The sequence below is a fragment of the Ensifer sp. ENS02 genome, from assembly GCF_014851885.1.
GTDB lineage: Bacteria > Pseudomonadota > Alphaproteobacteria > Rhizobiales > Rhizobiaceae > Ensifer > Ensifer adhaerens.
Window position 1 is genome coordinate 137615 of sequence record NZ_JACVAO010000001.1, and the last position, 12714, is coordinate 150328.

Sequence of the window (12714 nt, forward strand, 5' to 3'; positions counted from 1 at the left end):
TGCTTGCGACGTGCAATCGGTCAACGCTAAGCCGACTGATTTCAAATCGCAAGCGGTTTTTGGGCTTTGCCATCGACGGTCTCTACCGTGCACGGGCCACCGATGGTCGCTGGCTGCGCTACTGCGAATTGGCCGCTGTCGGCCGTCTGCGTTTCGTCACGGCCTTTTCAAGGTGCTGATCGTACCAGTGGTCGGGGAATTTTATGTCCCACATCAGGTGGCGCAAGTCTCCGGCGTCGATATCTCGGTATCCCAGTTCCTCCAGCCGAAGCAGAAGCAACATATGATCGGTGATGACGATCAGCCGGGCGTGGTTGCCGACCTGAAGCAGCGCCGGGCGCAATGCCGCATGGGATTTGAAGCCGAACGACGCGGCGATTGCCTCGTCCAGGTGGGATGACTTGATGTGCGGGTAACAATCCCGGAGGGACTTCTTCAGGGCGGCGATATTGGACGGCGAGAACCTGACCTGCGGGTGCAGCATGAGACGATCCGATGCTCCTGGTCGAAGTCTGCCGATTACGCTTCGACGTTGATGAACATGGTCGTCGAGTAAAGTTCCGCGGCCCTTCAACCCGGCAGCAGGTTTGGAGGGGCACCCGCGGCGGACGCTACACCTCAGGGTTTCAACATTCAAGATAGGTCAGCATGGGCCGGCGCAGTCCGGCTGGCGCGCATTTCACCCCGTGGCGAAACCGCATGGCATGGTCGCGAACCGAAATGAACGGTCCGCACCGTGCGCTACCTCAGAACCGACGGTCGATGAAGTGCTTGGCCTGGGCGCCTGCGTGGTAGAAGGCGGACTTCACGCCGCGCCAGGTGTCCGGGGTCACGGGCGTTTCGGCGAGCGGGATCGCCGAGGTTTCGCCGGTGACGTGGCTGGCGAGTGCGCGGCCGAAGACGGTGCCCGGCGCGATGCCGCGGCCGTTGTAGCCGCTGACGGAAACGACGTTGGGGGCGAGCGTGTGCATGGCCGGCAGGTTGTTGGTGGTCATGCCGATGCGGCCGTCCCACCAGTACTCAAACCGGAAATTGCCGATGAAGGGGAAGAGCTTGCGCAGCGAGCGGGCGGCAAAGGCGCGGTGCGTGCCTTCAGCGATCGCGTCGAGCCGGCCGATCGAGCCGAAGATCAGCCGGTTCTGCTGGTCCATGCGGAAGGAGGTCATGACGAGGCCGGTGTCCCAAGTGCCCTGGCGCTCCGGCAGGATGCGTTTGGCGACGGCGTCCGGCAGCGGATTGGTGGCGAACTGGAAATAGGGCAGGATCGTCAGTTCCTGCGTATGGGCCTGCCAGGGGCTCTCGGCGAAGAGGCCGCCATAGGCATTGGTGGCGAGGATCACCTGTTTCGCGCGGACCGTGTTGTTGCCGGCCTTCAATACCCAGCTGTCGCCCTGGTGCTCCGCACCGGTCAGCGGCGTGTCGGTGTAGATCTCGGCACCGGCGGCAAGGGCAGCGCGGGCGAGCCCGCGGGCATAGGCGAGCGGCTGGATGGTGCCGGCGCGGCGGTCGAGCAGGGCGCCGGAAAAACCTTCAGCGCCGGTGAGCGCGTGCGCCCGCTCGGCCGAAAGCGCCTCGACCGGCGCGCCGCGCTTCTGCCACTGCGCTTCGCGGTCCTTGATCTCGGTGACGCCCTCGCTGCCGACGGCCATGTGCAGCGTACCGTTGCGCACCGCCTCGCAAGGCATCCCGTGTTTTTCCACGAGCGCATAGACCATCGAAGGGCCGTCGCCGAGTTCGGTCAGCAGCCGGTTGCCGGCCTCGGGGCCGAGCGTCGAGATCAGGTCGTCGGGCTTCACCCACATGCCGGCATTGACGAGGCCGACATTGCGGCCGGAGCCGCCAAAGCCGATCATCTTGGCTTCGATGACCGTTGTCTTCACGCCTTTTTCGGCCAGGTGCAGCGCTGCCGAGAGGCCGGTAAAGCCGCCGCCGATGATCGCCACATCGGTCGTCAGATCCTGGCTGAGCGGCCTGGTCTCAGGGGCGGCCGGTGCCGTCGCATGCCAGAGGTTGGGCAGGGTGCGCTCCGTCGCCATTCAGGCCATCCTTCAAGTGCGGCCGCAGGTCGGCCATTGTCGTTGAGATATCCGGTGATAGCCGATTGCCGAAAAAATTCTCATGACAATGTTTCATGAAGTCATGATGGACGGGGAGAGCGGCGGGAGGGCTTTTGCACCCGGCGCTCGAAAAAAAACCGCAGCTGGGTCGTCGGCAGCTGCGGTCTTCGTAAATGGATAGGTCTGAAACGATTTAGCCGACGGGTCGGCGCAAAGAAATTTAAAAAAGAGTGCCTCGTCGTGGATGGTCGGCCAGGCAACTCCATCATCTATGCTGCAGGCGCGAAGTCACTCACCCAATTGGGGGAAGCCTCAAGAAAAATGCCAAAAAAACAACGGTTCGGTTAACGGGCGGCCGGCTTCGCTCAGTCGACGAACTCGACCGTGACGCCCGTGCTCACCATCTTGGCAAGCTCGGTCGCGTCCCAGTTGGTCAGGCGCACGCAGCCATGGCTCTGGGTCTTGCCGATCTTCGAGGGTTCCGGCGTGCCGTGAATGCCGTAGGTGGGCTTCGAGAGCGCGATCCAGACCGTGCCGACGGGACCGTTCGGGCCCGGCTGCAGGGTCAAAATCTTGTCGTTGTTGCCCTGCTTGAAGTTGATTTTCGGATTGTATGTGTAGCCCGGATTGAGCGCGATGCGCTCGACATTGACCGTGCCTGACGGAGACGGCGTATCGGACGAGCCGATCGTTGCCGGATAGGCGGCAATCAGCTTGCCGGCGTCGTCATAAGCGAGCACCTGCTTGCGCGCCTTGTCGGCGAGGATGCGGGCGACCTTGCCGGTCTTGTTGGCGCCGGGGTTGATCACCTTGATGATCGTGCCTGGAATGGTGAAATCGACGCCCGGGTTCAACTCGCGCAGATAGGCCTCGTCCATGTGGAACTTCTCGCCGAGCATTTCCGTCGTCGAGGTGAAGGACATGTGCGGCAGCATCGCTTTGTGCGCGTAATCCTCGGGGATCGACGCAACATAGGGGCCGGCGGCGTCGGCGGCCGTGATCGTGTAGCTGGTGATCGGCATGCCGCCGTTCATCCGCAACCGCTCGAGAATGTCGTCGGTGTTGTTGGGATCGAGCGTTTCGCCGGTCGACTGCTGAAAGGCTTCGATCGCCTTGGTGACGTTCGAGCCCATCTTGCCGTCGATCACGCCTGGCGAAAAACCTTCGCGGTCGAGGAAGACCTGAAGTGCTGTGATCTCGGCGCGCGACTTCGACTTGACCGAGATCGCGGGCGGCATCGATTGGCGCATTGGGTTGCCGTCGTTCGGATCGACGGAAGCCTCCTGGGTGCCGTCGATCAGGCCGGGTAGGCTGTTTGGCAGTTCGTTGCCGTCGGTCGACGGCGGAACGACGTCGCGGTAGTCGGGAACGGAGCCGGTGACGTCGCCGGGCTCGGAATAGCCGTAGCCGCGCTCGGTTTCCCGGTAGCGTCGGTTGGAATAGATATCCACGTCACCCTGACGGCGATAGCCGCCGTAATCGCCCTGACGGTTGCCGCCGTAGTCGCGTTGGCGGCCGCGATTATTGGGCACCACGGTTGCGACCACATTGCCCCAGTTGTCGATCAGAAGCGTGCGGCCGCGGCTGTCGCGCATGGTCTGCACTTCGTCGGAGCGGGGTACATAATCGAGGATTTCGCCGTCGGGCGTGACCAGCATGACATCGTCGCCATAGCGATTGTAGCCGCGATAGTCCTGCGCGAAGGCGGCCGTCAGATCCACGGCAAGAAAGCCGACTGCGGCGAGGAGCGAGAGGCCTGTGCGGGTCGCTGACGTCACGAGAGAACCTGTTTTCATTGTGGTGAATGTGGCGCGATACATTTCGATTTCGACGTTAATGTGAAAAAAATGAATTCATCATGAACAAGCAGTTAAATTCTATCTAGGCGGCGCAATCCCGGGCTTCAACCGGTGAAATGCGTCTCTCCTCAGCTATCATCTCTTTGTGATTGCAGTGATTCTGCGGCCGATTTGAGGAAGAGAACATGCTGAAGACGCTCGAAGAACCTCAGGATCTTCAAGAGAATCATGTGCTGTTCGACCGGCTCTCGGCGCTCGATATCGCCGCCTTCGTCGTCGACGGTATCGACCTGTCGCCGGGTGCTGCGATCCCGTCGGATGGGGACCCGAGGATCGACCGGGCGCTGGCCGGTTTTCTCTTTACCTGCGGTCCAGACCATATCCGCCATCCCGAGGCGATCGAAGGTGGCGCGGAAGGCGCACGCTATCCGCTGCACGGGTCACTGGCCGGAACAGCCGTCAGCCACACGGAGATGGCGGGCGACGGGGCCGAGTGCACGGCGACGATCGAGGTGGTGCTCGCCGATGGCGGGCGGGCCCGGGTCGAGCGGCGCTGGCGGATCGATGCCGCGCGGCACGAAGTGGTGCTCGAAGATCGCGTCGTCAATTCCGGCGTCACCGCCTTTCCGCCTGTCATGATGTATCACCTCAACATTGGCGGCCGGTTGCTCGGGGACGAGACCCGCATCGTCAGCGCTTCGCTTGCAGGCGGGGAGAGCGCCTGGCGCTTCGGCACCGGCGAGAGCGCACATTTCTGCCTGCCGGCGGCCGTCGGTTCCGATGGCTGGTCGGAGGTCACGCTTGCGGATCTCGCGGGGCTCGGCGGCCGAAATCTGAAAGTGCGGTTCCGGGCCGATACTTTGCCCTTCCTGCAGATGTGGCGCTGCCAGCGCGGCGAGGCCAACGTGATCAGCATCGAGCCGGTATCGCACCGGATCGCCAAACGGCCGGAGTTGGCTGCGGCCGGGGAACTGACACCGCTTCAGCCGGGCGAGGCGCGCAGCTACGCCATCGCCTTTTCGGTCGTCTGATCCTGCGCCTTGACGATGCGGCTTTTGAATTGACGGGAGATAAGGCTGCGCCTACATCAGAGGCCGGGAAATTTGCCTCAAGGAAGACGACCATGGACATCCGCCAGATCAACGACGAATACTCGGTCACCGGCCAGATCGCGGTCGAGGACCTCGACCAGATCAAGGCGCTCGGCTTCAAGTCCATCGTCTGCCACCGCCCGGACTTCGAGGCGCCGGACCAGCCGACCTTTGATTCCATCGCTGCCCGTGCCGAAGAACTCGGCATCGAAACCAAGCACATTCCCGTCGGCCCGATGGGCGTGACCGCCGACGCCGTGAAGAGCATGGTCGACGCGCTCGACGAGTTCCAGCGGCCGATGCTCGGCTATTGCCGTTCCGGCGCGCGCTCGACGGCCGTCTACCAGCAGACCCAGCATATCCGCGGCTGAGCCACGCAAAATCCAAACTCTCGCGCTCGGCCGCATCGTTCCATCTGACAGTGGAGGATCGGCATGGCCGAAGCGTATCTCATTTCGCGGGAGCAATGGGCGGATGAGCCCGACGCCTGGAAGGGCGAATTCGAGGGCGGCGCCTATGGCGCAGGCCTTTCGGTGATCTTCGTTTCCACCGACGAGATCGGGTACGGGCCGAAATTGCACCGCCATCCCTATCCGGAAACCTTCATCGTCCGCGTCGGCCGCGCCCGCTTCACCGTCGGCGACCGCATCATCGATGCCGAGGCCGGTCAGATCGTCGTGGCGCCGGCCAATGTGCCGCACAAGTTCGAGAACCTCGGGCCGGGGCGCCTGGAGACGACCGATCTGCATGAGGCCGGTGCGTTTTCGACGGAATGGCTGGAGTAAGCGGCTGGACGTATCTCGCAGGCAGTTAGCGGGCGTGATCGTTCCCCGCGCCGCCGAGGCGGCGCTGCTGGACTCCTGTGACAAACACAGGAATGAGGGAGGTATAATGGTGGCCGATCGGCGTTCAATTGGCGCACGACGCCCTGAGAAGCGTCGCTTCGCCCGCGCGCTCGCAGGCACAGAAGCGCGGGCGCGTGGGAAGAAGGCCCCCATCGCAAATGCTCCATCGTCCTCATTCCTGTGCTTGTCACAGGAATCCAGCCACGGCGCGTCTGCGCCGTGATTGGACCCTTCACGAACAAGACTTGCTCAGCCCGCCCTGATCTCGCTTAGCGTGCGCGTCGGGGTGATCGCTTCGGGATCGAGCTTGATCTCGATGATCGCCGGCTTGCCGCTGGCGCGCGCCCTGAGGAAGGCGTCGGCAAACTCTTCCGTCTTCTCGACCGTCTCGCCGTGGCCGCCATAGGCGCGGGCAAGGGCTGCGAAATCCGGGTTGGTGAGATCGGTGGCGCTGACGCGGCCGGGATAGTCGCGCTCCTGGTGCATGCGGATCGTGCCGTAGATACCGTTGTTGACGACGACGGTGATGATCGGCAGGCGGTAGCGCACGGCGGTTGCGAATTCCTGGCCGTGCATCAGGAAGCAGCCATCCCCGGCAAAGCAGATGACTTCGCGATCCGGATGCAGCTGCTTGGCGGCGACCGCCGCCGGCAGGCCGTAACCCATTGAGCCCGAAGCCGGGGCTGCCTGGGTGGCGTAGCGGCGGAAGCGGTGGAAGCGATGCACCCAGGTGGCGTAGTTGCCGGCGCCGTTGGTGAAGATCGTATCCTCCGGCACGTTCGCCTCGATCCAGTTCATGATCGGGCCCATCTGCACCGCGCCCGGGCCGGTTTCCGGCGGGGTCGACCACTTGAGATAGGCGGCGTGCATGGTCTCGGTGCGTGCGGACCAGCTCGGTTCGCTCGGCGGTGCAAGGCTTTCGAGCGCGGCGACGAAGTCGCGCGGGCTGGCGGCAATCGCCAGCTCCGGCCTGTAAACACGACCGAGCTCGGAACTGTCAGGATGCACATGCACCAGCGTCTGGTGTGGGTAGGGGCTGTCCATCAGCGTGTAGCCGGACGAGGGCATTTCCGAGAAGCGGCCGCCGATAAGCAGGATGAGATCCGCTTCCTTGACCTCTTTTGCCAGAGCGGGGTTGATGCCGATGCCGACGTCGCCGGCGTACATCGGGTGCAGGTGATCAAACAGCATCTGGCGACGGAAGGAGCAGCCGACCGGCAGCTTCCAGCGTTCAGCGAAGCGCTGGAATTCAGCAACGCTTTCCGCTGTCCAGCGAGTGCCGCCGAGGACGGCGATCGGGCGCTTGGCGTTGCTCAGCATTTCGCCGAGCCGCTTCATCTGCGCCGGACCTGGATGACCCTCGACCGGCTGGTAGGGTTTGGCGGCGGGCGCCTCGGCGCTGCGGGTCAGCATGTCCTCGGGGAGCGTCAGCACGACAGGGCCGGGGCGGCCGGACGTGGCGACCGCGAAGGCGCGGGTGACGAATTCCGGAATGCGGGCGGGATCGTCGATCTCGCCCACCCATTTGGCGACCTCGGTGAAGGCGCGGCGGTATTCGATCTCCTGGAAGGCCTCGCGCTCGCGCGCTTCGCTCTGCACCTGGCCGATGAAGAGGATCATCGGGATCGAATCCTGCTTGGCGACATGGAGGCCGGCGGAAGCGTTGGTCGCGCCAGGCCCGCGGGTCACCATGCAGATGCCGGGCTCGCCGGTCAGCCGCCCCCAGGCATCCGCCATCATCGCGGCCCCGCCTTCCTGGCGGCAGACGAGCACGTCGATGTCGGTGTCGTAGAGCGCGTCGAGCACGGCGAGATAGCTTTCCCCCGGCACGCAGGCGATGCGCTTCACCCCGTTGGCGACGAGCGCGTCAACGATGAGCTGACCTCCAGTTTTCATGATATTCCTCCCGATGGTCTTTCTTTTGTTTTCAGATGGCTTTGTTGTCAGATGGCTGGCGACACCGGAGCGACGCTCGTGTCCTTGTGCACGCGGCGCTCGCGCCAGATGATGTAGAGGCCGGAGCCGATGATGATGGCGATGCCGAGCCACTTCAGCGCGTCGGGCAGGTCGCCGAAGACGAGCCAGCCGAAGATCGTGGCCGAAACGATTTCGAGATACTGCAGCGGCGCCAGCACCGAGGCCGGGGCGGCGCGATAGGCATAGACGCCGAGCACGCCTGAAATGGTGGCGGTGACGCCGACGCCGAGCAGGTAATACCAGGTGTACCCTTCTGGCCAGACCGGATCGAAGATGCCGGAACCGGTGCCTTCGCCGAAATAAAGCAGCACGAGACAGAAGAGCGCGCCCCAGACGCCGGCGTGAAACTGCATCGACCAGGGGTCCTCATTTTGCGCGACCATGCGGGTGACGAGCAGGAAAACGGCAAGGCCAAAGGCGGCCACAACAGGCAGAAGGGCGATCCAGCCGACCTCCTGCATGCTCGGCTGGATGACGAGCAGCGCGCCGAAGAAGCCGACGCCGCAGGCGGTGTAGCGCCGCCAGCCGATCGTCTCCTTCAGGAAGATGCTGCCAAGGATCGTGAGGATGATCGGCTCGACGAAGAAGATCGCGATCGCGTCGGCGACTTCCATGACCTTCAGCGTGGTAATGAAGGAGAGCATGGTCACGACCAGCAGACCGCCGCGCAACGCGTGCAGCCCGGTCTTCTTCCAGGTGAGATCAAACAGGCTGCCGCGGAAGAGCACGATCGGCAGGATGAAGACGACCTGCAGCAGAAAGCGCACGGCGGTGATTTCGGCCGAGGGAACGGTGGCGATCGCGAGCTTGGCGAAGATGTCGATCAGCGGCGACAGAAGCACCGAGATCACCATCAGCGTCAGCCCGAAGGAGATGCGGTTGTGGTCGGCGGCGATCTTGGGAAGCGACATGTCGGCCATGATATTTCCGGTCAGCGCCGCCCTGCGACGGCGCGCAGGCACCAGGCGGCAAAGTCGGCCGTCGCCTCGTCCCGGCCGAGTTCGTTCAGTGTTTCGTGGCGCATGCCGTCATAGACGGTGACGCTAACGTCGCTGAGACCGGCGGCTTTCATCTTCGTGCCAAGCCAGCGGACGGCGTTGCCCATCTCGGTCGACGGGTCAGCGCTGCCGCCGACGAGATGAATGGGCAGGTTTTTCCGGAGCCGCGCCAGCCGGTCGGGCCGGGCGCCATCGAAGGACAGGCGGAAAAGATCGAGCCAGAGCGAGACCGTCGCATCGAAGCCGCAGAGCGGGTCGGCGGCATATTTGGCGACCTCGGCATCGTCGCGCGACAGCCAGTCGAGATCGGTCTTGCGATCCTTGATGGCGCCGCCCCACATGCCGAAGGTGAGCTTGGTCAGAAGCGGGCTCGGCACGTCAGACCCTTTGAGCGCCTTTTCGATCTTCAGGATCACCTGTCCGCCACGGCCGGCAAGGCCCGGCCGGAAGTTGGAGTTCCAGACGGCAAGCGCATCGTAGAGGCCGGGATCGGTTTCGGCGGCATTGAGCGCGATCAGTCCACCCATGGAATGGCCGAAGAGGATGACCGGCAAGCCCGGATGGGCGGTGGTCGCAATCTCCCGCACTGCCCGGATGTCCGCGAATATCTTGTCGAGGCCGTCGCGGCTTGCGAACATCCCAAGCTGGGCGTCAGGCGCCTGCGTCGCGCCGTGGCCGCGATGGTCGTGGGCATAGACATGGAAGCCGTGGCCGGCCATCGCCTCGGCAAAGCGGGCATATCGGCCGGAATGCTCGGCAAGGCCATGGCTGACGAGAAGGATGCCGCGGGCTTCTGTGGTTGCCGGAAAATGCCGCCAGCTCAAGCTGGCACCGGTCGGGCTCTGATGCGTCTTCACCTGCCCGAACATCTCTACTCCCGGAAGCAATCGACAGACCTTTGAGATTTCAAATCGATTTGCGTGGCAAAGGCAATCGCCGCTTGTTGATCGTTGCGCATGAGGTCACAAGCGATTTGACGGTGCATTACATTAGGGGTTGCAATTTTCCCGTTTTGGGCGATATTTGTTCCCGTTTTGTTTTTGCGGGAGGATATCATGGTCCGTTTTTGTAAAGCGATATCAGGTTCTGTGGCGGGCATCCTGGCAGCGCTGACGCTGTTGCTTGGTTCCGGCGCCTTTGCTGCCGGTGAAGACGCATCCAAGGGTGCTGCGCCGGCGAGTTCAACCAGCCGCACCGACTACGTACTGGCGGTCAGCTGGCAGCCCGGTTTCTGCGAGACGCGGCCGCAACGCAAGGAATGCGAGAGCCAGACGGCGGAACGCTTCGATGCCACCAACCTCTCGCTGCATGGCCTGTGGCCGCTGCGCAAGAGCTATCGCGGGGTCGCGGCAGAAGCGCGGGCAACCGACCGCAAGGGCAGCTGGCTAGAGCTGCCGAAGCTTGCCATGGCCGACGACACCGCGGCGCGGCTGCTTATCGCCATGCCCGGGGTGCAATCCGGTCTCGACCGGCACCAGTGGCTGCGAAGCGGCACCTGCCAGAGCGGCTCGGTCGACGACTATTTCTCGGTACAGCTGCGCATGCTGGAAGAGCTCAACCGCTCGGCGGTCGGGGCACTTTTCCGCCAGCGTGTGGGTGCGGAACTCGATGAGGCGGCGATCAAGCAGGCCTTCGACCAGAGTTTTGGCGCTGGAGCCGGCGACCGGGTGCGCATGCGCTGCCAGACCGTGCAGGGCCGCAGCATCATCACCGGGCTGACGATCGGGCTCACGGGCGATGTCATGAAGGCGCCGAGCCTCGGGCCGCTGATCCAGGCCGCAGGCACGACCGAGTTCAAATGCGCCAAGGGTATCGCCGATACTGCCGGTCGCGGGTAGGGCGTTTCGCCCGGTCGGCCATGGCAGCGCCTTATGGTGCGGCCTTCACCGCGCCGGCTTTAGGCGCCTTCCGGGAGAGCCTGCCGGGGGTGCCGATGGCGATGTTCGTTTTGGGATAGGGCGGGGGCGGATGCCTTTGATCATTGCCCCCTTCCTATAATTCGCCTACATAGCGGGCAAATTTCCTTATCCCTGCGGAGCATTCCCTCATGGCACGTCAGTTCATCTATCATATGGCCGGACTTAATAAGTCCTACGGCGCGAAGAAGGTTCTTGAGAACGTTCATCTGTCGTTCTACCCGGATGCCAAGATCGGTATCCTCGGCCCGAACGGCGCCGGTAAGTCGACGGTTCTGCGCATCATGGCCGGCCTCGACAAGGAATTCACCGGCGAGGCCTGGGTGGCCGAAGGTGCGACCGTCGGATACCTGCCGCAGGAGCCGCAGCTCGATCCGACGAAGACGGTGCTTGAAAACGCCATGGAAGGCGTCGCCAAGAAGAAGGCGATCGTCGACCGCTACAACGAACTGATGATGAACTATTCCGACGAGACGGCGGAAGAGGGCGCCAAGCTCCAGGATATCATCGACAGCCAGAACCTCTGGGATCTGGAAAGTCAGGTCGAAATGGCCATGGAAGCGCTGCGCTGCCCGCCGGGCGACGCGGAAGTCACCAACCTGTCGGGCGGTGAAAAGCGTCGTGTCGCGCTCTGCAAGCTGCTGCTCTCGCAGCCGGACCTGCTGCTCCTCGACGAACCGACCAACCACCTCGACGCCGAGACGATCGCCTGGCTCGAAAAGCACCTGCGCGAGTATCCGGGCGCCGTGCTGATGATCACCCACGACCGTTACTTCCTCGACAACGTCACCGGCTGGATCCTCGAGCTCGACCGCGGCCGCAGCATTCCCTACGAGGGCAACTACTCGGCCTACCTGGTTGCGAAGGCCAAGCGCATGCAGCAGGAAGGTCGCGAAGAGGCGTCCCGCCAGAAGGCGATCGCTCGCGAACAGGAATGGATCGCATCCAGCCCTAAGGCTCGTCAGGCCAAGTCCAAGGCGCGTATCCGCTCTTATGATGAACTGGTCAACGCGGCGGAAAACCAGCGTCCCGGCGACGCGCAGATCATCATCCCGGTCGGCGAACGTCTCGGCCAGGTGGTCATCGAGATGGAAGGCGTCACCAAGGGCTATGGCGATCGCCTGCTGATCGACGGCCTGTCGCTGAAGCTGCCGCCGGGCGGCATCGTCGGCATCATCGGCCCGAACGGCGCCGGTAAGACGACGCTCTTCCGCATGATCACCGGCCAGGAACAGCCCGACAGCGGCTCGATCCGCATCGGTGATACCGTGCACCTCGGCTATGTCGACCAGAGCCGCGACGCGCTCGACGGCAACAAGACCGTCTGGGAAGAAATCTCCGGCGGTGCTGAAGTCATCAAGCTCGGCAAGCACGAGATGAACTCGCGCGCCTATTGCTCGACCTTCAACTTCAAGGGCGGCGACCAGCAGCAGAAGGTCGGCAACCTCTCGGGCGGTCAGCGCAACCGCGTTCACCTCGCCAAGATGCTAAAGAACGGCGGCAACGTGCTGCTGCTCGACGAACCGACCAACGACCTCGACACCGAGACGCTGGCAGCGCTCGAAATCGCGCTCGAAAACTTCGCCGGTTGCGCCGTTATCATCAGCCACGACCGCATGTTCCTCGACCGCCTGGCAACGCACATCCTCGCCTTTGAAGGAGACAGCCAGGTCGAGTGGTTCGAAGGCAACTTCGAAGACTACGAGAAGGACAAGATCCGCCGCCTCGGCCCGGACTCGGTCAACCCGAAGCGCGTCACCTACAAGCGCCTGACGCGCTAACTCGCAATCGACGCTGCCATGTTGCGGCGCCGCGACATGCGGCCCGCGTTGGGGCGGGTGCTGCAACAATTGTTCAAGGAACGGGCGAGGCGCAGGCTTCGCCCGTTTTCCTTTGTCTCCTGACCTGAGGCGAAGACCAGCTGTCGCTCGGTTGCGCGCCAGGGTCTGTTTGTCGCTTGGCCCGCGCGAGGGATGAACGTGCGGGACGCTCCAGGGATCGGCGTAGCGATCAGCTCTGCGGTTGCAGTCC

General features: G+C 63.6%; 11 protein-coding genes. 5 read left to right on the forward strand and 6 right to left on the reverse strand.

All coding sequences use genetic code 11. The annotated features are described in order from the left end of the window. Nucleotides 1–118 precede the first annotated feature (118 nt). From IB262_RS00685 to IB262_RS00695, 3 genes are all read right to left on the reverse strand, one after another. Nucleotides 119–484, reverse strand: a complete 366-nt coding sequence (locus IB262_RS00685; RefSeq protein ID WP_192493353.1) for a hypothetical protein — start codon at nucleotides 482–484, stop codon at nucleotides 119–121. 262 nt (nucleotides 485–746) lie between these two features. Then, a complete protein-coding gene (locus IB262_RS00690; RefSeq protein WP_192493354.1) occupies nucleotides 747–2036 on the reverse strand; it encodes an FAD-binding oxidoreductase in 1290 nt (429 codons plus the stop codon). 386 nt (nucleotides 2037–2422) lie between these two features. Next, nucleotides 2423–3877 (reverse strand): L,D-transpeptidase, encoded by a 1455-nt coding sequence (locus tag IB262_RS00695; RefSeq protein ID WP_112771121.1) that lies wholly within the window; start codon nucleotides 3875–3877, stop codon nucleotides 2423–2425. A gap of 164 nt (nucleotides 3878–4041) precedes the next feature. Here IB262_RS00695 and IB262_RS00700 point away from each other — a divergent pair, with 164 nt between their 5' ends. The 3 genes from IB262_RS00700 (at nucleotide 4042) to IB262_RS00710 (ending at nucleotide 5732) form a co-directional block, all read left to right on the forward strand. Beyond that, the gene (locus tag IB262_RS00700; RefSeq protein ID WP_192493355.1) at nucleotides 4042–4887 is read left to right on the forward strand and encodes a DUF4432 family protein; all 846 of its coding nucleotides are present in this window, start codon (nucleotides 4042–4044) and stop codon (nucleotides 4885–4887) included. Between the two features lie 92 nt (nucleotides 4888–4979). Further along, nucleotides 4980–5318 carry a TIGR01244 family sulfur transferase gene (locus IB262_RS00705; protein ID WP_034792356.1) on the forward strand — a complete coding sequence of 113 codons (339 nt, stop codon included), beginning with the start codon at nucleotides 4980–4982 and terminating at the stop codon, nucleotides 5316–5318. Between the two features lie 63 nt (nucleotides 5319–5381). After that, entirely contained in the window at nucleotides 5382–5732 is a 351-nt protein-coding gene (locus IB262_RS00710; protein ID WP_034792357.1) for a cupin domain-containing protein, read from the forward strand. Between the two features lie 309 nt (nucleotides 5733–6041). Here IB262_RS00710 and IB262_RS00715 read toward each other — a convergent pair whose 3' ends face one another. The 3 genes from IB262_RS00715 to IB262_RS00725 are packed head-to-tail and all read right to left on the reverse strand — an operon-like array spanning nucleotide 6042 to nucleotide 9636. Further along, a complete protein-coding gene (locus tag IB262_RS00715) occupies nucleotides 6042–7688 on the reverse strand; it encodes a thiamine pyrophosphate-binding protein (RefSeq protein ID WP_034792359.1) in 1647 nt (548 codons plus the stop codon). 47 nt (nucleotides 7689–7735) lie between these two features. After that, nucleotides 7736–8689, reverse strand: coding sequence for a DMT family transporter (locus IB262_RS00720; RefSeq protein ID WP_034792361.1), 954 nt, complete (start codon nucleotides 8687–8689; stop codon nucleotides 7736–7738). Between the two features lie 11 nt (nucleotides 8690–8700). Next, entirely contained in the window at nucleotides 8701–9636 is a 936-nt protein-coding gene (locus IB262_RS00725) for an alpha/beta hydrolase (protein ID WP_060528750.1), read from the reverse strand. Between the two features lie 186 nt (nucleotides 9637–9822). Between IB262_RS00725 and IB262_RS00730 the strand changes: the two genes are divergently transcribed. Then, entirely contained in the window at nucleotides 9823–10605 is a 783-nt protein-coding gene (locus tag IB262_RS00730; protein WP_192493356.1) for a ribonuclease, read from the forward strand. Nucleotides 10606–10814: 209 nt separating this feature from the next. Beyond that, nucleotides 10815–12464, forward strand: a complete 1650-nt coding sequence (ettA, locus tag IB262_RS00735; protein WP_034792366.1) for an energy-dependent translational throttle protein EttA — start codon at nucleotides 10815–10817, stop codon at nucleotides 12462–12464. Nucleotides 12465–12714: the final 250 nt, after the last annotated feature.